The 23,476-nt window shown below is 37.2% G+C and carries 20 protein-coding genes; 10 read left to right on the forward strand and 10 right to left on the reverse strand.

Annotation, left to right across the window (positions count from 1 at the left end):
- Positions 1–4: 4 nt before the first annotated feature.
- Positions 5–1,435 carry a DUF5723 family protein gene (locus C3K47_RS15230; RefSeq protein WP_103790016.1) on the reverse strand — a complete coding sequence of 477 codons (1,431 nt, stop codon included), beginning with the start codon at positions 1,433–1,435 and terminating at the stop codon, positions 5–7.
- Between the two features lie 133 nt (positions 1,436–1,568).
- Positions 1,569–4,295 (reverse strand): DUF3352 domain-containing protein, encoded by a 2,727-nt coding sequence (locus tag C3K47_RS15235; protein ID WP_103790017.1) that lies wholly within the window; start codon positions 4,293–4,295, stop codon positions 1,569–1,571.
- A gap of 108 nt (positions 4,296–4,403) precedes the next feature.
- Between C3K47_RS15235 and C3K47_RS15240 the strand changes: the two genes are divergently transcribed.
- Together C3K47_RS15240 and priA are read left to right on the forward strand one after the other, a co-directional pair.
- Positions 4,404–4,796 (forward strand): DUF423 domain-containing protein, encoded by a 393-nt coding sequence (locus C3K47_RS15240; RefSeq protein ID WP_103790018.1) that lies wholly within the window; start codon positions 4,404–4,406, stop codon positions 4,794–4,796.
- A gap of 81 nt (positions 4,797–4,877) precedes the next feature.
- Positions 4,878–7,361, forward strand: coding sequence for a replication restart helicase PriA (gene priA / locus C3K47_RS15245; protein ID WP_103790116.1), 2,484 nt, complete (start codon positions 4,878–4,880; stop codon positions 7,359–7,361).
- Here priA and C3K47_RS15250 read toward each other — a convergent pair.
- Positions 7,358–8,044, reverse strand: coding sequence for a hypothetical protein (locus C3K47_RS15250; protein ID WP_103790019.1), 687 nt, complete (start codon positions 8,042–8,044; stop codon positions 7,358–7,360). The two genes, priA and C3K47_RS15250, sit on opposite strands and share 4 nt — an antisense overlap.
- Before the next feature lie 120 nt (positions 8,045–8,164).
- On the opposite strand from C3K47_RS15250, the gene C3K47_RS15255 reads away from it, so the two are divergent.
- On the forward strand, positions 8,165–8,809 hold the full coding sequence (locus tag C3K47_RS15255) for a protein-L-isoaspartate(D-aspartate) O-methyltransferase (RefSeq protein ID WP_103790020.1): 645 nt from the start codon (positions 8,165–8,167) through the stop codon (positions 8,807–8,809).
- Between the two features lie 65 nt (positions 8,810–8,874).
- Here C3K47_RS15255 and smpB read toward each other — a convergent pair whose 3' ends face one another.
- From smpB to C3K47_RS15270, 3 genes are all read right to left on the reverse strand, one after another.
- Positions 8,875–9,327, reverse strand: coding sequence for an SsrA-binding protein SmpB (gene smpB / locus C3K47_RS15260; protein WP_103790021.1), 453 nt, complete (start codon positions 9,325–9,327; stop codon positions 8,875–8,877).
- Between the two features lie 89 nt (positions 9,328–9,416).
- A complete protein-coding gene (locus C3K47_RS15265; RefSeq protein ID WP_103790022.1) occupies positions 9,417–11,297 on the reverse strand; it encodes an Nramp family divalent metal transporter in 1,881 nt (626 codons plus the stop codon).
- Positions 11,298–11,299: 2 nt separating this feature from the next.
- Complete coding sequence (locus C3K47_RS15270; RefSeq protein ID WP_103790023.1) at positions 11,300–11,956, reverse strand: metal-dependent transcriptional regulator; 657 nt, start codon at positions 11,954–11,956, stop codon at positions 11,300–11,302.
- Positions 11,957–12,076: 120 nt separating this feature from the next.
- Between C3K47_RS15270 and C3K47_RS15275 the strand changes: the two genes are divergently transcribed.
- Positions 12,077–12,553 (forward strand): Lrp/AsnC family transcriptional regulator, encoded by a 477-nt coding sequence (locus C3K47_RS15275; protein WP_103790024.1) that lies wholly within the window; start codon positions 12,077–12,079, stop codon positions 12,551–12,553.
- Here C3K47_RS15275 and ung read toward each other — a convergent pair.
- Entirely contained in the window at positions 12,540–13,220 is a 681-nt protein-coding gene (gene ung / locus C3K47_RS15280; protein ID WP_103790025.1) for a uracil-DNA glycosylase, read from the reverse strand. The two genes, C3K47_RS15275 and ung, sit on opposite strands and share 14 nt — an antisense overlap.
- Positions 13,221–13,383: 163 nt before the next feature.
- Here ung and C3K47_RS15285 point away from each other — a divergent pair, with 163 nt between their 5' ends.
- Positions 13,384–13,821: a hypothetical protein gene (locus C3K47_RS15285; RefSeq protein ID WP_103790026.1), complete on the forward strand. Its 438-nt coding sequence runs from the start codon at positions 13,384–13,386 to the stop codon at positions 13,819–13,821.
- A 71-nt stretch (positions 13,822–13,892) separates the two neighbouring features.
- Here the strand turns inward: C3K47_RS15285 and lysS are convergent, their stop codons facing one another.
- A complete protein-coding gene (gene lysS, locus C3K47_RS15290; RefSeq protein WP_103790027.1) occupies positions 13,893–15,605 on the reverse strand; it encodes a lysine--tRNA ligase in 1,713 nt (570 codons plus the stop codon).
- A gap of 103 nt (positions 15,606–15,708) precedes the next feature.
- Here lysS and C3K47_RS15295 point away from each other — a divergent pair, with 103 nt between their 5' ends.
- Complete coding sequence (locus C3K47_RS15295; RefSeq protein ID WP_103790028.1) at positions 15,709–17,664, forward strand: glycoside hydrolase family 97 protein; 1,956 nt, start codon at positions 15,709–15,711, stop codon at positions 17,662–17,664.
- Positions 17,665–17,681: 17 nt separating this feature from the next.
- A complete protein-coding gene (locus C3K47_RS15300; RefSeq protein ID WP_103790029.1) occupies positions 17,682–17,993 on the forward strand; it encodes a DUF962 domain-containing protein in 312 nt (103 codons plus the stop codon).
- 46 nt (positions 17,994–18,039) lie between these two features.
- Here C3K47_RS15300 and C3K47_RS15305 read toward each other — a convergent pair whose 3' ends face one another.
- Both C3K47_RS15305 and C3K47_RS15310 read right to left on the reverse strand, forming a co-directional pair.
- A complete protein-coding gene (locus C3K47_RS15305) occupies positions 18,040–18,510 on the reverse strand; it encodes a hypothetical protein (protein ID WP_103790030.1) in 471 nt (156 codons plus the stop codon).
- 253 nt (positions 18,511–18,763) lie between these two features.
- Positions 18,764–19,960, reverse strand: coding sequence for a proline dehydrogenase family protein (locus C3K47_RS15310; protein WP_243392565.1), 1,197 nt, complete (start codon positions 19,958–19,960; stop codon positions 18,764–18,766).
- A gap of 155 nt (positions 19,961–20,115) precedes the next feature.
- Between C3K47_RS15310 and aroB the strand changes: the two genes are divergently transcribed.
- The 3 genes from aroB to C3K47_RS15325 all read left to right on the forward strand — a co-directional run bounded on the left by aroB (position 20,116) and on the right by C3K47_RS15325 (position 23,459).
- Complete coding sequence (aroB, locus tag C3K47_RS15315; protein WP_103790032.1) at positions 20,116–21,186, forward strand: 3-dehydroquinate synthase; 1,071 nt, start codon at positions 20,116–20,118, stop codon at positions 21,184–21,186.
- A gap of 253 nt (positions 21,187–21,439) precedes the next feature.
- Positions 21,440–22,267, forward strand: coding sequence for a prephenate dehydratase (locus tag C3K47_RS15320; RefSeq protein WP_103790033.1), 828 nt, complete (start codon positions 21,440–21,442; stop codon positions 22,265–22,267).
- Between the two features lie 88 nt (positions 22,268–22,355).
- Positions 22,356–23,459: a chorismate mutase gene (locus C3K47_RS15325; protein ID WP_103790034.1), complete on the forward strand. Its 1,104-nt coding sequence runs from the start codon at positions 22,356–22,358 to the stop codon at positions 23,457–23,459.
- Positions 23,460–23,476 lie beyond the last annotated feature (17 nt).

A 23,476-nucleotide genomic window follows, 5' to 3' on the forward strand; every position in this document is an offset into this window, starting at 1 on the left:
TATACTATTCACCAAAATCTTTGGTACGCTGAACTCGTCTGCGGGCGGTTCGGCTTTTCTTTTTATCATCCATAGGTATATAGGTCGCCGTTTCGGCATAATAACACTTACCGAATTTAAACACCACTCCGAAGTTTACATTTGCTGTTGTGCGGGAATCATAATAATAAAACGTGTCGTCATTGGCGGCTTTAATCAACTTTATCGTTCCTAATAAATTATCAGAACCAATGATAAAATCACACACTCTTGACTTTATCATAAAATGAGTCCCCACCTGAAAAGCATTATTGGTATTATATTGAGCCTGCAGCAGGAAATGATAATTTTTGTAAAAGAAATCATTTATGATCGCCAAATCCGATTGCCAATTCTGAAGCGGCATAGACACGAAAAAAGACGAACGCAAATACGGTAAAATCTTACCACTTACCCCACCTTCTAAACGTGCCGGCAATGATGTACGAAAATGCTTTTGAGTAATAGTAGTATCGTTAAATTTCAGGAGATTTTTTACGCTATCAACAGAATAGTCTTTCAATAAGATACCGTTTATATAACGTCGGCCATCATAAACCTTTTCACGGTTAAAATCATTCCAGTTTATAAAGCCTGCATCTTTCACATATAACGAAGCTTCCCAATCTTCATTAAACTGAGCGTTTACACCGGCTGAAAAGGTAAAACCTGGATTTTTAAAATTAGGCAGGAAATGGTTTGCCGTTAATGAATCAGTTTTACCCAATAGTTTGGATGAACCGGTTAAACTTAAAAACAACTCATTTTCTTCGGGCTCATTTAAGCTTTGTTGAATATCCATGCGGGTATTAGTGAATTTAAGATCACCATAGTTTATACCACTTGCATAACCGAGCTTAATCCCGGCGGTTAAAAAGTCATTTATACTTCGGCTAAAGCCAAAGGCTACCTGCGTGTAAGCTCCGCCATAACTATTGGTAACAAATTGATTGGAATAACTTCCCACTTCAAGATTATTACTATTAAATGTTGAAACTGCCTCATTCTTTATATTGCCAGTTCCGTAAGCTTTCGAAGATACATCAATCAGCAATTCGGAATGTGTGCGATAATCGAGCAGGATTTTGGCTGCGATCCAATTGATGGAAGTAGTACCAACCCAATAGTTTACATTCTGTGGATTTGCAAGAGGGGGAATATGATAAAGCGTGCGGCTTTTGTTTAATGCATTATTTCGAAGTAAAGTATCTGCATCACCAAAAATCCTTGTATCGGCTGTAAATGAAGGAATGAAGCAATTGAATTGAACCAAGTTACAATCACTTTTTAAAACTCTTATCGCAGGGTTTTCAAGCGATTCAAACAGTGTTCCAGAGCCAAACACAGCAATTCGTTGCGCAAAAACCGCTGATGAAAGCAATAATAAAGTAATAATGAGCGTAAGGCGTTGTTTCATACGATACAAGCAGTTAATAAAGGCAGACGTTTATGATTAATTATTTTTATACTGAACGCCAAACAGATAGTTTCATTCAAAAACGAAAAAATATTCAATTGTTACACAACACTATATAAGTTTTTTCTCTTGATTATTTCTTGTAAATGATCACCTTTTTATTTGAAGTACCCGTTATAACCGTTGCGTTCTTGTACAATTTTGAATTATATACAGTAAAGAGAGAATTGCCATTTATCGGAAAACCGGAAACCAGTTCACCTTTCTCGGTTAATTCAATTAGCTGACTAGTTTCAGGCAGATGCACACCTATACTATATTTATCAGGAGTCTGTTCAAAAAATTGAATCTTCGGAGAAACCTGACCAACTTCAGGTTCGTAATCATAGATCAATGAGCCGTCGGTTGAGTAAACAAACAAATGGTTTTTGTCGAAGAAAACATATTCCGGCTTTTGATCCCCCACAATATTACGCATAGCGAACAAATGTTTTTCCGACCAGGTGCCCAGGCTTTTGGAGCGTAATCGTCCATCAAAAAATATAGTTACGATGTTTCCTGCTGTATCAGTACTAACGAATTTTGAATCAGTTGCCGAGCGATTCGTCACTGGATAAAAATCATTATTCACTTTATTAGGAAGCTTTCCATTTGTTAAAGTTTTTCCTTTTCGGTCGTAAAAACAGAATTTATTATCCTTGGTGACTGTAAATAAAAAGGTAATTCCAGCCACCTTCGCCATTTGGAAGCCTTTCTCAATGTAGCCTGCATTTTGTTTCGGATTCCAGCCTTCCACGGCCTTTGCCGAAAGATCAAATACATATACTGATTTATTATTAAAGCAGGTGAAAATCCGGTAGTCCTGCGTTCCTTCGTAATCAAAAACCGACACAGGAGCTGTACATTTCTTTTTAAATACTATTGGGAACCCAGGTAAAGGTTTGGCATTCTCATCACAGGCATACAGCTTTGACGAAGTATTAAAAATCAGGATGGGTTTTCCATCCCTTTCTTTAACGTTTACATTTCCTAAAAGCGGATTGTCCAGTTTCAGTTTCCAAAGTAACCTTCCCGCTTCATTTACCAAATACATTTGATTTTGCTTATCCACTAAAACAAAGGCATCATCGCCTTTTTCAAGCTTCAAATTCAATGGCTGCTTTAAAAGGTCGGCATCCAGGTTAAAGGTGGTTGCTATTTGGTAAGAAGCAGAATCGATTGTTTCCTTGGGCTTTTCTGAATGAGGCAAATAAAGCAGGTTTAAATTGCTAAAGAATTCCCCTTCGCTTGAGTTTAACTGAAATGTTAATCCATAGTAATTTGAAAAACCATTTGCGCCTTTTACAAAATCAGTAAACTCCTTATTTATCCCACCAGCTAGCATATTTTGACTATTGGCTCTATTCAGGTAAATGTAAATGTTCGACTGTTCATTAATATAATTTGCAAATGATTGATAGTCTTTATCGCTTTGCAAGGGGTTAACCTGCAAATATTCATCTATAAAATTTTGAAGACTACTTTGAGAAATTGCCGCGATCAAATATTTATCGACAATAGCCATATAAGGTCGTTTAATTTCTTTAAAAATCGGGCCTAATGCATTCGTCAAAACATCAGGATAATTAAGATAAATAACAGAAAACCCTTTATACTGGGTAGTACGGTTCGATAGCTGATCGCGTTTGCTGCCTTTTTCAATAATTTTCTGAAAATATTCGATTGCTTTTGATGTGTCCTTTAAAGCTATGATAGCTAGTTGTTCTTCAGACGCCCGAGCACCGCTGTTTTCATAAATTGCAAGGGCAAACTCATTACCCATAAAACTGGCCCAATCATTTTCAAAATCAGCTTTATAAGCTTTGTTAAACTCGCCCAACCATTTTTCATAAGAGGCCATTTGCTTTTTCTGCCCTAAATAAACTTTCTGATCTTTTTTAAACTGTCCATAATTATCAATTCCAAAATCAATCAAAACAGCTGTTTTAGCTGAAACTACTCTGGGAATTTTAACAATTTGGGGCTTTTGATTTAAAAACATAGCCAGATACTCAGAGTTGGTTAAACTTGCCTCGGTAATTCCATTAAACATCAAAGCATCACTCTTATAGTTCAAATTCAAATTGCTCGATTTCGCAATCTCCGTTAAAAAAGAAAACGTTTCCTTATTTGGTTGCGGAAGAAATATATCAATGAAAGAGCTCAAATTGCTGTAATTTATATACAAGCTAGCCTGAACAGCCCGGGTTTGATTATTATCAACTTTAATTAAGTTTTCCAGCGCTTTTCCTTCTTGATGTAATTGGAGGTCCAGACTCTGCTCCAGGAGGTGCTTATCGAAACTACCCACTAACAAACCATTATAACGACAAAAAACAAATGGTTCGTTATTGGTGGTTTGCATGGTATAGATAGTGATATCTGAAAATTTGGAAGCGCTATATCTTCCTTTGTTTTCCTCATCGATTAAATGCTCAAAAAATTTATCCGACAAATTATCCTCAATCGGTATAATAAATAACATTCCGGCTTTGCCAGAGCTATCCACATGTGAGGAAATAAGAATTCGCTGATCATTTAAAACCTGGTTTAAATCGGCATGCTGAAGGAATGACTTATTCAAATCATTCAGTTTATTTAATTGTTGAGCAGTGAATAGGTTTTCAAGTAATTTACTTTTCTTAACCAGGGTAAAAAACTCATTGCTATGCTGAAGATCAACCACCAACGCTGCCGACGCCGGTATAGCTTTTAATGGTTGCGATTGTGCAAGACTGGAATTGAGGCTTCTGAAATAGAAAAAGACAATGGTGACCACTGCCACCACCAAAACTATAACTGCTGCCAGAAATTTGTTCATTGAAGATGATTTTAAACAAAAATATACTTTTACATTTTCTATTGTTTACTTATTGTAAACTGTTGCTAATTTTGTTTCCTATACATTAATCAAGTTAACCTTCCGTACATGCAAAAACAAGTTTTAATGACTGCGGCTTTTTCAGGAGCCTTAGCAGTTGGTTTAGGCGCCTTTGGAGCGCATGGCCTTAAACCTTTATTAACTGACTACCAGATTTCTATTTGGGAAAAAGGTATTCAATATCAGTTTTACCATACCATTGTCTTACTTGTTCTTGCATTTTATCCTAAAATCTCTGTTAAAAGTTCATTTTTACGGGCTGTTTGGTTCTTCATTGCCGGCATTATTTTATTCTCAGGCTCCCTCTATTTTTTGGCTATAAAAGATGTAATTGGTCTTGAAAATGCAAGATTTATAGGCATACTTACCCCTATAGGAGGTATTGCTTTTATTTTAGGCTGGATGTCTATCTTTATAGGAGCAATGCGCGAGCGCATTTAATTACCATTTAGAAATTTGAGCTGCGATTTATATTTTAGATTGACGCAGATTAAAACTTCTAAAACCACACTTCAAACTTATATGCTAAAACTCCATACGGGTGAATATAACGATCGGGTAACTCTATTCGCTGAAGTTATTTTACCCTTAGCCATTTCACGCAATTACACCTATCGGGTACCCTACGAATATAACCAAAGCATTCAGATTGGTCAGCGTGTTGTGGTTCAGTTTGGCAAAAACAAGATCTATACCGCTTTGGTTCATCAATTGACAACCGATGCACCAGCCCTTTACGAGGCAAAATACATCATCTCTATTCTCGACGAAAGGCCGTTGGTTACAGAAAACCAGTTGAGATTATGGCAATGGATTTCGTCGTACTATATGTGCTATATAGGCGAGGTGATGAATGCGGCCTTGCCAACTGCCATGAAATTGGCAAGTGAAACCAAAATTTTGCTAAACCGTGAACAAGAGTTTGATAAAAACCTTTTAAACGACAAAGAGTTTTTAGTGGTTGAAGCGTTGGAAGTAAAGGATGAATTGAGTATTAATGATGTAATGAAAGTGTTAGGCCAGAAAAGCGTAATGCCGCTCATTAAATCACTTACTGAAAAACAAATTGTCTTAATTTCTGAAGAGTTAAATAACCGTTATAAGCCTAAAATTGAAACCTTTGTAAAGCTTCATCGGGTTTATAATGATCAGAATCAGCTTAAGGAGTTGTTCTCTATACTGGAAAGGGCTCCTAAGCAAGTTGACCTGCTGATGGTTTATCTTCGACTTTCTAAAATGCAGCCTTCAATTACTAAAAAACAACTGATGGAAGAAAGCGGTTCATCGCCTGCAGCTTTCAATGCCTTGGTTGAGAAGGACATCTTCCGATTAGAAAAAAAAGAAGTAAGTCGTTTTTCAGAACCAGAGATCGAACTGATAAAAAATTATACATTATCAGCTGCCCAGCAAACCGCCTTCGAAGAAATCTCGGAAGGACTCAGTGAAAAGAAACCTGTTTTATTGCACGGTGTTACTGCTTCGGGCAAGACTCAGATCTATATAAAACTAATTGAAAACTGCATAAAGGAAGGTCGGCAGGCTCTTTATCTTTTGCCGGAAATTGCACTTACCGCTCAAATGATTCAACGCTTACAAGCTTATTTTGGCGACAATGTAGGTGTTTATCACTCTAAATACAACGATAACGAACGTGCCGAAGTGTGGCAAAAAACGCTGAACAATCAATACAAAATAATCTTAGGCGCTCGTTCTTCTGTTTTTTTACCCTATGCTAACTTAGGTTTGATCATTGTTGATGAAGAACACGAAAACTCATTTAAACAGTTTGATCCCGCCCCTCGTTACAATGCACGAGATACAGCTTTGTTTCTTGCCAATTTGCATGGTTCTAACATTTTGTTAGGCTCAGCAACACCATCTGTTGAAAGTTATTACAACGCCACCAGTAATCGCTATAAATTGGTTTCATTGAACGAGCGTTTTGGAGGTGTTCAACTTCCAGAAATACAAGTTGCCGATTTACAGCAGGAACGCAAGCAAAAGTCAATGCGTTCACATTTTTCCGGACTACTTTATACCGAAATTGAGCTGGCCCTTAACCGCAAGGAACAAGTAATTCTTTTTCAAAATCGCCGTGGATATGCACCTATGTTAATGTGTGGTACCTGTGGATTTACACCCAAGTGCGTTAATTGCGATATAAGTCTTACCTATCATAAGCACGACAACAAGCTTCATTGTCATTATTGCGGATTTAAGGAGGATATTTTTTATCGATGCCCGGCATGCGGAAGCACACAGGTAGAACAAAAGGGATTTGGAACCGAAAAAATTGAAGATGAGTTGGCCATTCTTCTTCCAAACGCCCGTATTGCTCGTATGGATCTCGATTCCACCCGTAGCAAATACGGTTACCAGCAGTTGATTAACGATTTTGAGGAGCGGAAGATAGATATTTTGGTAGGCACCCAAATGGTTACTAAGGGCCTTGATTTTGAGAACGTAAGTTTAATTGGCGTTTTAAATGCTGATGCGATGCTAAACTACCCTGATTTCAGGGCATTTGAGCGAAGTTATCAGCTGATGACACAAGTTAGCGGGCGAGCAGGAAGAAGAGCTAGCAGAGGCAAGGTAATTGTTCAGAGCAACCAACCTAATCATAAGGTTATAGAATGGGTAATGTACAATAAATACGATCAGCTTTTTAAATCGGAGCTGGCAGAACGTAGCGGATTCCAATACCCCCCGTTTTACCGTTTAATTCAAATTGATATTAAGAATAAGGATTTAAATCAGGTGAATGAATCGGCCGAGTTTTTGGCTAAAGAATTAAAAGGACAACTGGGTAAACGCGTTCTGGGACCCGAATTTCCACTGATAGGTCGTATCCGTAATTACTATATCAAAACGTTGCTGATAAAAGTGGAAAAAGAAGGCGTTTCGATAACGAAAGTTAAGCAGGTTATTCAGGCAGCCATAGATCTTTTTTATACACAAAAAGAAAACCGAAACAGCCTGATTAAAATTGATGTTGATCCGTATTAGTCTTGCGAACCGAAGTTATAGGTTATTGTTAATCCCGCAACAGGGTTAAATATCGAATCATAATGATAGTCGCCGGGTGTAGTAGTCCTGATACCCGTGCTCACTTGCTCTGATTTTATACTTTCATGATACCAAATCCCGGCAAAGCTGGTGGTAGCTGTTAGGGTAATAAAATCAACCGGAAATATTTTAATACCTACAAAAGGAGAATACCCCGCTCCGTTTCGATTATTGGTCAATAAAATTTCATTTGCAGTTCCTACGGCAGAATTCCCTTTATAATCAGATCGGTAATAAAACAGGTCAAGACCAAGAATAGGTCTTACCTTCCCATAAAAATACTCCTTTTCAAAACCTGCACCGATCCTAAACGTTTCATATTTGCCAGTGCTTTGAGGACAAGTTGCACATTCGGCAGTTGAATTATTATCCTCATAACGGTTATACTGAAATCCGGATCTCCATAAAAACAAATTATTTCTTACTTTAAATACTAATCCATTAATATAATTAGCCACGTAATTATTATCATTAAAGTCAGAACCGGTTATTGGAAGTTGCTGATTATAACTCATTACATTCAATCCTAAACTAAATTTGTAGGGCGAAATGTCCTGGGCTTTTACAGCAATAGAAACAAATAATAGAAAAATAAATATGGTTACTGGTTTAAAGTTAGACATGAATTTCAGATTGAGTTATGAAGTAAAAATAGAAAAGCATAACAAATAAACCGCGCTGGCATCAAAAATTGAACCATTTTTTCGTAATTTTGATTTTTTATTAACTATAGTTTAAAATTAATGCTCGATTCGTATAAACATAAAGGATTAAGAAAGGTACTGGTAAAGCAACTTAAGGAAAAAGGCATTAAGGATGAGCTGGTTTTAAAGGCTATTGAGAAAATTCCCCGTCATTTTTTTATTGAAAAATATGCTGCTGAAGTGGCTTATGCGGATAAGGCTTTGAAAATTGATGCAGGCCAAACGATCTCTCAACCCTACACCGTTGCCTACCAAACCGAACTTTTGCATATCCAGTCAGGGGAAAAGGTTTTGGAAATTGGTACAGGTTCAGGGTATCAGACTTCAATTTTAATGGAACTTGGTGCCAATGTTTATACGATTGAACGCCAAAAAGAATTGTATGATAAAGTTTCCGTGTTTTTACCTAAACTGGGTTATAAACCCAATTTTTATTTAGGTGATGGGTCAATGGGAATAGCCGATAAGGCCCCATTTAACAAGATCTTGGTAACTGCAGGAGCCCCTAACATTCCGGATACATTATTGAAACAGTTAGCTGTTGGTGGAGTTATGGTTATTCCGGTAGGCGATGAAAATGTGCAAACAATGACCACCGTTATAAGAGTTTCAGAAACAGAATTTGAAAAGGTAGAATTCGCCCAATTTAGATTCGTACCATTAATTGGCGACAAAGCCTGGTAAATTTATTAATATAGATTTACGATTACAGATTGGGGCAATTCAATTTAAAATCGTAAATCTATCTTCTACAATTTACGCAATCGTCCCATTTCCACTTTAGCATCTCTTTCCTTAATGCTTTCTCGTTTATCGAACTCTTTTTTACCCTGAGCCAGCGCAATTTCTATTTTAGCGAAGCCGCGTTCGTTAACAAACATGTATAAGGGAACAATTGTAAAGCCTTTTTCCTTGGTTTTTTGAACGAGTTTTTTCAGTTCCTTTTTTTGTAAAAGCAACACTCTATCGCGTTTGGCTTCATGATTATAAAATGACCCATGCGAATACTCCGCAATATGCATGTTACGGATGTATAACTGATCATCCATAAATGCGCAAAATGCATCATTTATATTGACTTTACCTTCTCTAACCGATTTAATTTCGGTACCCAGCAATTTAACTCCAGCCGAATACTTATCGATAATATGGTATTCGAAATAAGCCTTCTTATTTTTTATATTGATATTGTTTGATGACATGCAAATAAAAACGAATGGATTCCGCGTTGTTAAGAATGAGTTTTAATTCATTTTTTAACTGATACGGCATTTTGTAAATTCAACCTTTATCATTTCACAATTAATACAGGCACATTTACTTTATGCCTAACCGTGTCAACTGTGGCCCCAAAGATAACATCTTTTAAGGCTTTATGCCCATGCGCACCCATTACTAAAAAATCAATATCATTGTTATTTACAATTTGAGAGATTGCCTTTGCGGGATTTCCATAACCTATTTGCGCATTTACCTTATAACCGAGATTGGTGATTCTGGCAACATATTTATCAAGGTTTTCGGCATCACTACGGGTTTCAAAGTCATTTATTTTACTGCCAAGGTATTGCGCTCCGGCCGATTCAACAATATGTATAAGCGTGTATTGCGCATTTTTACCGCCCTGCCCTAATGCATTGCGGATGGTATTTTTATCTATCTCCGAAAAGTCAACCGTAATAGCAATATGCTTGTACTCGATAATATCTGGATTTTCAATTGAAATTGCTTCGCCATGTGGCACAAAATCATCAATTGCACTCTTACGACGAACAAAAGGTGCAAAGATTACATATACTAACAAGCAGCCTGTTAGAATGGCAATCGGAATAACAAAGATGTAAATATAGATCACATTTGAATCGGCAGCTTTTATCCAGCCGCTAATTTCTTCAATAACTAATTTAACATTTAATGAGATGATCAGTGCAGCACTAACCCAAGCCAATACTTTAACCCATGATTTTATGGCGAAACCGTTCATTTGAGTTTTGTCGCTACAAAAATGAATTAGCGGGATAATTGCAAAACCTAGTTGCAAGCTCAATACAACCTGACTCAACACCAACAGTTCACCTAGTTGATCTTCTCCAAACCATAAAATGGTAATAAGCGCCGGTACAATTGCAATTAAACGCGTCATCAATCGTCTCAACCATGGACGGATTCGAAGGTTCAAATAACCTTCCATAATTATCTGGCCAGCTAGGGTACCTGTAATTGTTGAACTTTGGCCCGAGGCAATAAGGGCAATGGCAAACAGTGCTGGTGCTAATGAACCAAATATAGAGTTCAAAAGTTCATGTGCATCTTCGATATCAGCAACCTCGTAATAACCATTTTTATGAAATGCGGCAGCAGCTAAAATAAGAATGGAAGCATTCACTAAAAAAGCCAGATTAAGCGCAATCGTCGTATCAAAGAGATTAAACTTCAGGGCTTCTTTCAAACTTTTATACTCATTGGCAATTTTACGGGTTTGAACTAATGACGAATGCAGGTAGAGATTGTGCGGCATAACGGTGGCACCAATAATTCCAATGGCAATATATAAGGCATCGCCGCTAAGTATAGAAGGTTTAAAACCTTTTGCAACTTCATGAAAGTTGGGTTGCGCAATAAAAACATCCACCAAAAACGACATCCCAATAATGAATACCATCGAAACAATGAAAACTTCCATTGTCCGGATGCCTTTATTCATTAGAAAGAGAATGATCAACGTATCTAAAACAGTGATTGACACACCCCAAATCAATGGAAGACCAAACAACAATTTAAGACCTATTGCCATACCAATAACTTCTGCTAAATCACATGCGGCAATGGCAATTTCGGCAAGAATATATAAGGGAATGTTAATGTATGCAGGATAGGTTTTTCGGGAAGCCTGAGCCAAATCCAACCCGCGCACGATGCCCAGTCGGGCGCTTAAGCTTTGCAGTAATAAAGCCATAAGGTTCGACATCACTAAAATCCAGATCAACTGATACCCAAATTTGCTCCCTCCTGCTATATCCGTGGCCCAATTTCCGGGATCCATATACCCAACGCTCACTAAATAAGCCGGACCAATAAAAGCAAATAGTCGTTTCCAGGTGCTTTTATTTACAGGAATATCCACACTCGAATGAACCTCTCCTAATGAACTAGTACTGTGAACTTCAGACATATTTAAATCGCTACCAAAATATTATTTGCTACTTCCTTACTTAAGAATATTGCTCTACCGTCGGCAGTGGTTATGACCACCGATTGATCATACTCATTTTTTTCTGTTAAGGAGATAGAGGTGCCCAATCCCAATTTTTGCTTTTCGAGGTATTGCAGAAAAGTATTACTGTGATCGCAAACCCCTGCTACTTTACCAATATCGCCCTCATTCAGCTTGAGCAGTTTATAAAAATTATTGGCTGAGAAAATACCGTTTTTAGAAGGTATCGGATCGCCATGGGGATCAAATTTGGGAAAACCTAAAAACTCATCGAGCCGGTCGACCAAAGTTGTTGAATTAATATGCTCCAATTCTTCGGCTATATCATGCACTTCATCCCATTTGAAATTGAGCTTATTAACCAAAAAACACTCCCATAAGCGATGCTTTCTGATAATTTGAATGGCTATATCTTCCCCTTTTTTAGTTAACCGAACCCCTTGGTATTTAGCATAATTCACGAGTTTTTTATCGGCTAGTTTTTTAACCATGTCGGTAACAGAAGCCGCTTTGGTATTCATTACTTCAGCAATGGCGTTGGTGGTAATATTGCCCTCACTTTGTTCGGTTAATTTATAGATAGCCTTTAAATAGTTCTCTTCTGTATATGAGTTCATAATTGCAGTTATGACAAATCTAACATATAATTTAGACTAACCTAAAATATCCAAAAAATATTTTGACCAAATATTGTTTGGCGATGAATTTATTCGCTCCTTTGTAGCAAATAAAAAACAATGAACGGACATCATCTCGATAAAATAGACCTGCATATTATCAAGCTTTTACAAAAAGATGGCAGGATCACCAACCTTCAATTATCCAATGAAATTGGTTTATCTCCGGCTCCTACTTTAGAGCGTGTTCGTAAACTGGAAAATCAGGGCTATATAAAAAGCTATCATGCTTCAGTTGATGAAGAAGCACTTGGATTTACTGTTAAGTGCTTTATTCAGATCACTATTAACCTAAACATTCCGGATTCCAGAAATAGATTCATCAAGAAAATCAATGAGATCGATGAAGTGGTAGAATGTCACCACGTAACTGGTTCATCCGACTTTGTGGTTAAACTGGTTGCCAAAGACATGAAAAGCTACGAAAGTATTATTTTAGAAAAATTGAGCAAGATTGAAGAAATTGGTCACCAAAGCACCATGATGATTCTTTCCAGCAATATCAAGCCTTCATTACCAATTCTTATTGAGAAGTAATTTGCCAGTTAACAGGTGCAAAACCTTGTTTAACCAGTAATTCATTGGTTTTAGAAAAATGCCTGCAGCCTAAAAATCCATTATAGGCCGAAAACGGTGAGGGATGGGCTGCAGTCAATATAAAGTGCTTTTTCTCATCGATTAGTGCTGCTTTTGCTTTCGCATAATTTCCCCATAAGATAAAAACCAATCCTTCTTTTTTATCCGACAGGCATTTAATAACAGTATCGGTAAATTGCTCCCATCCTTTATTTTGATGTGATCCTGCCTGATTTGCACGAACGGTAAGCGTTGCGTTCAATAATAAAACACCTTGTTGTGCCCATTCAGTTAAAGAGCCATGCCCCGGCGCCTTAAGTCCTAAATCGGCTTCAAGTTCTTTATAAATATTTTTGAGTGAAGGCGGCACTGCTACATCCTTTTGAACCGAAAAACATAATCCGTGAGCCTGCCCTGCCCCGTGGTAAGGATCCTGGCCTATAATTACCACCTTTACCTTATCAAATGGAGTATAGTTAAAAGCATTAAATATCTCTGTTGCCTTGGGGTAAATTACCGTACCATTATCTTTCTCTTGCTGCAAAAAAGCCTTTAACCGGATCATGTAATCCTTTTCAAATTCATCTTTTAATTCAACAAACCACGAAAATTCAAGGGCATTTAACATATACTTTTATTTAGGCGGCCAAGATACAAAATCAACCCATTTACTTATGGATCCAATCTTTTCAACCTTTATGCAACAAACAAGCGTAACTATCGATCCTCCTTTTGCGTAATAAGGATTATAACTATTGTTCATTTTTAATTAACTATAAAACAAGTATAATATGAAAAAAGGCCATCTTTTGTTGATCGCTATTTTAGGATGCCTAACCTTCTTCTCTTCATGCCACAAAGACGAGCCTGTTTTAACATTCGATGGTACGTGGATGCTTCAAAGTGCCGATGTTAAGGTTTATGATTCGCACAACCAATTGACCAATCAGTTTAATATTCCAATAACTCAATATGCCGAAAAAAACAAACTGGAAATTCAGTTTAAAGGCGACAAGATCAAAACGCAGGTTGACGCCCATGGAAATGCTGCAATTACTACATTAACATATAGAATTGATGGGAATAAAATTTTGGTAAAAGCTTCGGCAGATGGACCTGAAAACTTATTGGGAGAGTATACTTTAACCGAAGAGAACTTCACTCTAAAAACTGCTGAAACCAGCCCGGATGGAACTACCGAGGCATTACTTGTTTACAGACACAAATAACATAAGCCAGTTAATAAAAAATGAAAGCCCCGAAAATTTCGGGGCTTTCATTTTTTATTAAGATGCTGATCTTATGCAAACCAGGCTTTTACTTCTTCCAACGAAGGATTTTTAATATCCAGCTTCATTTTCTTTTTCAATCCGCCCATATCGTTAAACACTTTATTTGGATTCGCTGTCTTAAAATCATCGGTAGTATTGAAACCCATTTTACGGATAACCTGAACCCATTCTACTGGAACACCCAACGCAACAAAATCTTCATCAGTGCTTACTGCGGCTTTCTTTTCTGGTCGCATTTGAGGAAAGAACAATACTTCCTGAATCGTGCTTTGGTTGGTCATCAACATTGTTAAACGATCAATACCAATACCCAAACCTGCCGTTGGCGGCATCCCGTATTCCAAAGATCTTAAAAAGTCATCATCCATCGCCATTGCTTCATCATCACCTCTGGCTGCTAATTTCAACTGCTCTTCAAAGCGTTCACGCTGATCGATAGGATCATTCAACTCCGAGTACGCATTGGCAATTTCTTTACCGTTTACAAACAGCTCAAAACGCTCCACCAAACCGTCTTCGGTACGATGTTTTTTAGCCAAAGGAGTCATTTCAATTGGATAATCGGTAATAAAGGTTGGCTGAATTAACAAATGTTCAACTTTTTCACCAAAAATTGCATCCACCAATTTTCCTTTACCCATGGTTTCGTCCACTTCAATATGCAATTTATTACATACCTCGCGCAACTGATCCTCGTTCATTTTCGAAACATCGATACCCGTATATTTTTCAATTGACCCATACATGGTTAAGCGCTCATAAGGACCTTTGAAATCAATTTCATTGCCCCATGCCTGCACTTTGGTAGTTCCATGCAAAGTCAATGCTATTTTTTCAATTACTTCTTCAGTCATGGTCATCATCCATTTGTAGTCTTTATAAGATACATAGATTTCCATAGAAGTAAACTCAGGGTTATGAGTGCGGTCCATTCCTTCATTACGGAACATTTTACCGAACTCGTAAACACCATCAAAACCAGCCACAATTAGGCGCTTTAGATACAATTCATTAGCTATGCGCAAAAATAAAGGCATATCTAAGGTATTGTGATGCGTATTAAATGGACGTGCAGCTGCACCACCATGAATAGCTTGCAAAATCGGCGTTTCCACTTCCAACCAGCCATGCGAATCGAAATATTGGCGCATGGTGCTGATTAACTTAGAACGAGTAATGAAAATATTTTTAAATTCCGGATTAACCGTTAAATCAACATAACGTTGACGATAACGCAATTCCGGATCAGTAAATCCATCAAAAACATGACCTTCTTCATCACGCTTAACTACAGGAAGAGGTTTTAACGATTTACTTAATACCGTCAATGAGCTGGCATGAATAGAAATTTCGCCGGTCTTTGTGAAGAAAACGTAACCTTTAATCCCAACAAAATCACCAATATCCAAGATCTTCTTAAATACGGTATTATAAAGGGTTTTATCTTCTCCTGGGGCAATTTCATCACGAGCAATATATACCTGAATACGACCTGAAGCATCCTGCAATTCAGCAAAAGAGGCGTTGCCCATAATGCGCTTGCTCATTATACGGCCGGCAATCGAAACCGACTGAAACTCAGTACTACCTTCCTTAAAAGTATCTTTTATCTGTTTAGCGTGAGCATTAACTTCAAATAATTCAGCTGGATATGGGTTGATGCCCAATTGGCGTAATTCTTTCAACCCTTCGCGACGTTGAATTTCTTGTTCGTTTAGCATGTTTCTTCTTCTTAACTTTTTAAAACGGATTGCAAATATAGGAATTTGAATAGTAGCAGAAAATAAGTCAAAAATCAATATTTTTAACGCTCATCCTAATCATATGCCAAAGAAACTCTTACTTTTCAACCTGATCCTATTAGTGGGCTATACCTCTAAAGCCCAGGAATATTCGGTTACCTCTCCGAACCATCAACTGAAATTAACGATCAGTACCAATAATAATTTGAGCTATAAAGTAGATTTCAACAACCAAACAGTTGTGCAATATTCGTCAATTGGGTTGCAACTCGCTGATGGTAAAATACTGGGTAGTGTTCCTGTGGTTAAAAAGAGTTCATCAAACGCAGTTAATTCTGAAATAAAACCATTATACGGCACCAATTCCTCCTATAAAAATAATTACAACGAGCTGATCTTGAACTTTAAAGGAGACTACTCATTGGCCGTCCGGGCTTATAATGAAGGAGTTGCCTATCGATTTATTACATCCTTTAAAAATCCGTTTTTTATTAAAAATGAACAGTTCGAACTCAACTTTAATGAAGATTATCCCATAACCGCATTAGGCCAAAAAGGGAACTGGCATGGTTATGAAACTGTATATGCGACAAAAAAATTATCAACTCTCGATTCGCTTTATGCCTGCTTACCAAGTATAATTAATGTCGCTAACAATATTAAAATAGCTATTACCGAGGCTAATTTGTACAGCTATCCAGGTATGTATTTAGTTGAAAATAAGAACAAACCTTATTCATTAATGGCTGAATTCCCTAAATATCCTCACGAAACACAGTTGGGTGGTATGAATAATTTCAACCTGAATGTGATAAAAACGGAAGATTATATTGCAAAAGCCGAAGGGTCAAGGATGTTTCCATGGAGAATAGTTACGATTACTGATGATGAAAAATCATTACTTAACAATCCTATTGTTTTTTTGCTGGCTGAGGATAAAAATTCCGATGATTTTTCATGGGTAAAACCGGGCAAAGTTGCCTGGGATTGGTGGAATGCTAATACACTTCAAGGTGTTGATTTCAAATCTGGAGTTAATACTGAAACTTATAAATACTTTATTGATTTTGCTGCTCGTAATAATATTGAATATGTAAATCTGGATGAAGGTTGGTCGGAACAAACGGACCTATTGAAGTTATCTGACAAGATCAATATGCTCGAAATTGTTGATTATGCTAAAAAGAAAAATGTTAAGCTGATTGTTTGGATGGTTTGGCATACGCTCGACAGACAGTTGGAGCAGGCGCTTGATCAGTTTCAGAAATGGAACATTGCGGGCATAAAAGTGGATTTTATGGACAGAGATGATCAATTGGTTATGGAATTTTATGAACGAATTGCCCGTGAAGCCGCTAAAAGAAAGCTTATGGTTAATTTTCATGGAGCTTGTAAACCCACGGGCTTGGAACGCAAATACCCAAATGTGATCAATTACGAGGCGGTGTATGGCCTTGAACAGAACAAATGGGAAGCCATGAAACCAGGACATGATACCCAACTCCCCTTTTTAAGAAATCTTGCAGGCCCAATGGATTATACCCCTGGTGCCACCCGAAATGCTACTGAAGCTAATTTCCGGTCTGTTTTCGAACGACCTATGAGCATGGGCACGCGTTGCCATGAAATGGCTAAATTTGTATGTTTTTATGCCCCTCTGCAAATGTTAGCCGATTCTCCAACCGATTATGAAAAAGAGCCCGACCTGTTAAATTTTCTTTCCACAGTTCCGGTTGTTTGGGACGAAACGGTGCCATTATCTGGGAAAATTGGAGAGTATTTGGCTATTGCTCGAAGAAAAGGAGAAACCTGGTATATTGCGGCGTTAACAAATGAGAGCGCAAGAGATATTCAAATTTCACTTGGCTTTTTAAAGAACAAGAAGTTTACAGCCACTTATTTTGAGGATGGTATCAATGCCGACCGTATAGGTACAGATTATAAGCGGAAAACAGAAAGTGTTAACGGAAATCAAAATATAACTATAAAAATGCAGCCAGGAGGCGGCTTTGTAGCAGTTCTTAATCCAGAAAATTAACCTTAAATTATTTGTAAATGACGCAGGAAAGAAAATATAAAAGCTTTAATGAGTTTTATCCATTCTACTTATCGGAGCACCAAAATACCACAAGCAGAAGATTACATTTTATAGGCACCGGAATAGTTGTTTTGATCATTCCAGCTGCGGTATTGTTTCATAAAGCATCCTTATTATTATTGATCCCTGTTGTGGGATATGGATTTGCCTGGGTAGGACATTTCTTTTTTGAAAAGAACAAACCTGCCACATTTCAGTATCCTTTATGGAGTTTAGGCAGCGACTTCAAATTATTCTTTCAGATTCTTGCCGGAAAAGAAAAGCTATAAATAAATAAGAGCCAAAGTTTAACCTTTGGCTCTTATTTGATATCGTTTATTTTACTGCTTCATCAACACTTACTCTTAGGTTTTTAAAGCTGCTTCTTAAGTCCATATATTGTTTCACCAGTTTTTCTTGTGTTTGTTTCATTAAAACCTGATCAGCCAAAACCTGTTGCCTGCCACTCTCAAGTACAGGTATACTATCTAATAATTTTTTGTGATGATCTACAACAATTCCCATAGAGTCAATTAATTCTCGTTGACGAAGCAACACGCCTTTGGCGCGATTACGCAAAGCTAAATAAGCACTATCGCTTTCAGATTTAACAACCTTTATTAATGAGTCACGTTCAGTTATCGTACGAATCTGTTGCGCGATCATCAAATTATAAAGTGAATCCATAGTTGCTACTTTGGATTCGGTAATTTTATGAGCCGCTGCTATTTGCTCCTGATTTTCTTTGCGTTTACAGGCTGCAGCTATAACTAAAGTGGCTGTAATTAGAACTAAAATTCTTTTCATAAGATTGAGCGTTTACTTACTTAAATATAAATTAAAAATCTCTCAAACAAGCGATTAGGGCTTATGAAATGAAAAAAAATAAAGCGGTAATTAAATCAGGAGACTAATTCAAACTATTACTTCGCCACGATTAATAAATTCTCTTCAGTAAAAATTCAGACAAAAAAAAGCTGCATCGTTTCCGACACAGCTTTCAATGTATTTTCTGTAAACATGAGTTAAAAGAATAGGCTCTTTCAACCAGTTTCATTTATTAAATTCCTCTTCGTTTTTTCTCTTTTAAAATAAGGCCTAATTCCCTTCCCATTTGTCCGGCAATAGCGGTATTCTCCTGAGCACGACGGAACAGATAAGGCAATACTGACTTAACAGGACCATAAGGCACATATTTTACAACATTGTATTTTTCGTGCGCCAGGTTAAAACTTAAATTGTCGCTCATACCCAACAGTTGCGAAAAGTAAACTTTTGGATTATGCGAGTCAATATCATGCTCTTGCATAAGCTTAACCAGCTTTATACAACTAGTTTCGTTATGTGTACCTGCGACAAAAGCTATTCGATGCAAATGTTCAATACAAAACTTCACTGCTTCATCGTAGTCGCGATCGGTAGCTTCTTTATTAGGTTGAATGGGTGATTCGTAACCCATAGCTGCAGCACGTTCACGCTCTTTTTCCATATAAGCACCACGTACTAATTTAGCCCCTAAATAATAGCTGCCAGATTCAGCATCTTGAGTATGCTTTTTCAATAAGGCCAAACGATCATGGCGGTAAATCTGGTAGGTTATATAAACTATTGGGTCGATGCGGTTGTATTTCTGCATCATCTCAATAGTAACATCATCAATTGGATCCTGAATCCAGGTTTCTTCGGCATCAATCATCACAGGAATTCCTGCCTGAAAAGCAGCATGACAAATCATATCTACGCGAGAACGTACTCTTAACCATTCTTCACTTTCGCGTGCAGACAACGATGCGCGTTGTTGAATTTTCTCAAGCAGTTCTAATCGGCCTAAACCGGTAACTTTAAATACCGAAAAAGGTACCTTGTGATCTTTGGTAGCACGATTAATCGTAGCAATAATTTCATGACAAGTCTCATCAAAGGCCTTTTCATTGTTTTCACCTTCAACAGAGTAATCTAAAATAGTACCTACTTTTGATTTTGCTAACAGATTAATGGTTGATTCACAGTCCTTAATACTCTCTCCACCACAGAAATGGCTGAAGATTGTTTTACGAATGATTCCTTCGATTGGCAGGTTCAATTTTAAAGCAAAAAGGGTCAATGGGGGACCAACTTTTACTAAAAAATTTACATTAATAACTTTAAATAGCCAATACGCTTTTTTCAGCTCGCTATCCGACATATGCGAGAACGCAATTTCTGTATTGTCGAATGATAGAGCTGATGGTTTATTGATGGTGGGGCTCTCTATCATGCCCCAAATATACATTTTTTACAAAATGTAAAACAAAACTGTTCATCTTTTAAATCACTGTATTACAATGCATTGACACAAATAATGCAATTTGAACCTCGTAAGCAGGCCTATAAAACGCTAAGCATTTTATACAGAAATTGTAATTTAGCCTTATGAGTTTACAAGCTATTCAAAGTTCGGGGTATGAGGTAGTATTCGGAGATGCCTCAGAACTATTGATCAACTTCCTACAACAACGCAATTACTCCAAAATATTTTTCCTTGTTGATACCAATACGTCAGAGCATTGTTATCCGGGAATTGCCCTACATATTGCAGGTGACATTCCACACGATATTATTGAAATTGATCCAGGTGAAGAAAACAAAAACATTGATATCTGTATAGGCATCTGGAAGATGCTTTTGGACTTCGGAGCAGATCGTAAAGCATTGATCATTAACTTAGGAGGCGGTGTTGTTACTGACATGGGGAGTTTTGCTGCAGCAACTTATAAACGAGGTGTTGATTTCCTTCAAATTCCAACCACCTTGTTATCTCAGGTTGATGCTTCAGTAGGAGGAAAAACAGGAATTGATGTGGATGCGGTTAAAAACATGGTAGGAACATTTACTAATCCTCAAACAGTTATAATCGATACAAATTTCCTTCAAACTTTACCTAAACGTGAAATTGTTTCGGGCTTTGCAGAAATCATAAAGCATGGTTTAATTGTTGACAAAGACTATTTCAATTCAATTAAAACTATTGATTTCGATAACATTGATGATAAGATCATTCATCGTTCGGTTGAAATTAAAAACGAAGTAGTTACCACCGATCCTCATGAAAAAAATATCCGCAAGAAATTAAACTTCGGTCATACTATCGGTCATGCAATCGAAAGTTATTCATTGCAACATGATAAAGCCCCCTTATTACACGGAGAAGCAATAGCCATAGGAATGATCGCCGAAAGCTGGCTTTCCGCCCAGTTTGCAGGTTTAAGTGATAATGAACTAAACGAAATCTGCAAATTCATTTTATCTGTATATCCATCCTATAAAGTTAATGAGGAAAGCTTTGATGACTTGATAGCTTACATGAAAAATGACAAGAAAAATGAAGACGATAAAATCAACTTCACCTTGCTAAATGCAATTGGTAGTTCAGAAATCAACTTTAGTTGCAGCCAGGAGGAGATATTAAATTCGATAATATTTTACACTAACCTTATTAAATAAACAATAAAAATTAGGTTTGATTAAATTTTTTATAATTTTTAATAAATATTTTTTGTTTTATATAAAAAGACTTTTACATTTGTATAAATACGAAATCAGAAAACAAACAATGACATACAACAACGCATATTGGTTCTTTGGTTACTTTTACTTTTTTAGTAAGAGCCGGGACTAGTATGTAGATATACAAGATAAACTTACATAAAAGGTCCCGGCGCAAAAGCGACGGGACCTTTTTTATTATCAGCATTTTATGAACAAAAAAAGGGTTGCAATACAAGGAACAAGAGCATCTTTTCATGAAGAAGCGGCATACAAATATTTCGGTGATGACATTGAAATTGTGGAGTGCGTTACGTTCAAGCAAACATGTGAAGCCGTAAAACACAACAAGGCCGATTATGCTGTTATGGCTATTGAAAATTCAATAGCAGGCAGCCTGCTACCAAATTACAACCTCTTGCAGGAATTTAACTTTCCTATTGTTGGCGAAGTTTACCTGCATATTCAATTACACTTACTGGCATTACCGGGAGTTAAATTTGAAGATGTAAAATATGTTCACTCGCATCCAATTGCCATCCGTCAGTGCAACGATTTTTTTGAAGACTTTCCGCATTTGCAAGTTCTTGAAAAAACAGATACTGCCGCTTGTGCAAAAAATATCCGCGAAAATAATCTAACTGATACTGTTGCAATAGCCAATTTAACTGCAGCTAAAATGTACGATTTAGAAGTTCTGGAGAGACGCATCGAAACAAACAAAAAGAACTTCACCCGTTTCCTGATTTTGTCAAAAGAAAGTGTTGAATCGAAAGATAACAATAAAGCCTCTATCTGTTTCCAGGTTGGAAACACCATAGGATCTCTGGCTAAGGTTTTAAATCTTTTTGTTGAAAACCATATTAATCTTACTAAAATTCAGTCGATGCCAATAATTGGAAAACCAAACGATTACAATTTTTACGTTGATCTGGAGTGGGAAAAAGAAAACGATTATGATCACTGCATGAGAAAACTATTAAAAGTGGTAGTAAACCTGGCAGTACTAGGTGAGTATGTAAAAAATCCCATGAAATAATGCCAGTGAATCGCCATAAATCGGTAAAATCACCCTAAATAAAGAAGCAAACAAACAATTATAAAGGTTAAATTTAAAACAATACAACATGAAATCATTCAACGTCCTTCCCTTAAACGATTGGTTCCCAGCCGGAAACGAACCATTAATAATTGCAGGTCCGTGCAGTGCCGAAACTGAGGATCAGGTAATGGCCACTGCCCATGAACTGAAAAAAACAGGAAAAGTTCGCCTATTCCGTGCCGGTGTTTGGAAACCTCGTACTCGTCCCGGAGAATTTGAGGGCCACGGAGCAGAGGCTTTGAAATGGTTACAAAGAGTTAAAGCTGAAACTGGTTTTCCGGTAACATGTGAAGTGGCAACAGCCAAACACGTTGAAGAATCATTAGAAGCAGGCGTTGATGTTTTATGGATTGGAGCTCGTACAACAGTAAATCCTTTCTCTGTTCAGGAAATTGCTGACGCATTAAAAGGCGTTGATATTCCGGTAATGATCAAAAACCCAGTTAATCCTGATCTTTCATTATGGATCGGTGGTATTGAGCGTTTACACCGTGCAGGTATCAACAAAGTGGTAGCCATTCATCGTGGTTTCTCTTCATTCGAAAAATCGGCGTTCCGTAATGAGCCAATGTGGGAAATGGCTATCAACCTAAAAACCCAACACCCTGAGTTACCTATTATTGTTGACCCTAGCCACATTTGTGGAAATCGTGAGCTGTTGCCTTACATTTCGCAAAAAGCAATGGATTTGGATATGCAAGGATTAATGATCGAAAGTCATATTAACCCTGCTACCGCTTGGACTGATGCCAAACAACAGGTTACCCCTGAAAACTTAGCTGTATTAGTTAATAACCTTACGTTGCGCAAACCAGAGTCTCAAAACGTTGAGTTTGTTAGCAAACTGGAACAATTGCGTCAGAACATTGATAAATTGGATGATCAAATCATTCAAAAAATGGCTGAGCGTATGTCGATTGTTGAGAAGATTGGAGAATATAAGCGCGATAATGACGTAACCATTTTACAGGTGAATCGTTGGGAGGAAATTATAGGCAAACGCACAGCATTTGCAAAAGCGTTGAATTTAAGTGAGTCATTCACTCACCGTCTACTAGACTTGATCCATAGCGAATCTATCCGTCGTCAAACCGAGATCATGAACACTAAAGTGGAACAACAAGCATAAATTAAAAGATTTCACAG

Origin of the sequence: Solitalea longa, assembly GCF_002920915.1 — a bacterium.
Taxonomy (GTDB): Bacteria; Bacteroidota; Bacteroidia; order Sphingobacteriales; family Sphingobacteriaceae; genus Solitalea; species Solitalea longa.

What these genes read in the sequence shown, in the direction of transcription:
- C3K47_RS15230 (WP_103790016.1), bottom strand. Translation starts at nt 1,435, where the DNA reads ATGAAACAACGCCTTACGCTCATTATTACTTTATTATTGCTTTCATCA.
- C3K47_RS15235 (WP_103790017.1), bottom strand. Translation starts at nt 4,295, where the DNA reads ATGAACAAATTTCTGGCAGCAGTTATAGTTTTGGTGGTGGCAGTGGTC.
- C3K47_RS15240 (WP_103790018.1), top strand. Translation starts at nt 4,404, where the DNA reads ATGCAAAAACAAGTTTTAATGACTGCGGCTTTTTCAGGAGCCTTAGCA.
- priA (WP_103790116.1), top strand. Translation starts at nt 4,878, where the DNA reads ATGCTAAAACTCCATACGGGTGAATATAACGATCGGGTAACTCTATTC.
- C3K47_RS15250 (WP_103790019.1), bottom strand. Translation starts at nt 8,044, where the DNA reads ATGTCTAACTTTAAACCAGTAACCATATTTATTTTTCTATTATTTGTT.
- C3K47_RS15255 (WP_103790020.1), top strand. Translation starts at nt 8,165, where the DNA reads ATGCTCGATTCGTATAAACATAAAGGATTAAGAAAGGTACTGGTAAAG.
- smpB (WP_103790021.1), bottom strand. Translation starts at nt 9,327, where the DNA reads ATGTCATCAAACAATATCAATATAAAAAATAAGAAGGCTTATTTCGAA.
- C3K47_RS15265 (WP_103790022.1), bottom strand. Translation starts at nt 11,297, where the DNA reads ATGTCTGAAGTTCACAGTACTAGTTCATTAGGAGAGGTTCATTCGAGT.
- C3K47_RS15270 (WP_103790023.1), bottom strand. Translation starts at nt 11,956, where the DNA reads ATGAACTCATATACAGAAGAGAACTATTTAAAGGCTATCTATAAATTA.
- C3K47_RS15275 (WP_103790024.1), top strand. Translation starts at nt 12,077, where the DNA reads ATGAACGGACATCATCTCGATAAAATAGACCTGCATATTATCAAGCTT.
- ung (WP_103790025.1), bottom strand. Translation starts at nt 13,220, where the DNA reads ATGTTAAATGCCCTTGAATTTTCGTGGTTTGTTGAATTAAAAGATGAA.
- C3K47_RS15285 (WP_103790026.1), top strand. Translation starts at nt 13,384, where the DNA reads ATGAAAAAAGGCCATCTTTTGTTGATCGCTATTTTAGGATGCCTAACC.
- lysS (WP_103790027.1), bottom strand. Translation starts at nt 15,605, where the DNA reads ATGCTAAACGAACAAGAAATTCAACGTCGCGAAGGGTTGAAAGAATTA.
- C3K47_RS15295 (WP_103790028.1), top strand. Translation starts at nt 15,709, where the DNA reads ATGCCAAAGAAACTCTTACTTTTCAACCTGATCCTATTAGTGGGCTAT.
- C3K47_RS15300 (WP_103790029.1), top strand. Translation starts at nt 17,682, where the DNA reads ATGACGCAGGAAAGAAAATATAAAAGCTTTAATGAGTTTTATCCATTC.
- C3K47_RS15305 (WP_103790030.1), bottom strand. Translation starts at nt 18,510, where the DNA reads ATGAAAAGAATTTTAGTTCTAATTACAGCCACTTTAGTTATAGCTGCA.
- C3K47_RS15310 (WP_243392565.1), bottom strand. Translation starts at nt 19,960, where the DNA reads ATGATAGAGAGCCCCACCATCAATAAACCATCAGCTCTATCATTCGAC.
- aroB (WP_103790032.1), top strand. Translation starts at nt 20,116, where the DNA reads ATGAGTTTACAAGCTATTCAAAGTTCGGGGTATGAGGTAGTATTCGGA.
- C3K47_RS15320 (WP_103790033.1), top strand. Translation starts at nt 21,440, where the DNA reads ATGAACAAAAAAAGGGTTGCAATACAAGGAACAAGAGCATCTTTTCAT.
- C3K47_RS15325 (WP_103790034.1), top strand. Translation starts at nt 22,356, where the DNA reads ATGAAATCATTCAACGTCCTTCCCTTAAACGATTGGTTCCCAGCCGGA.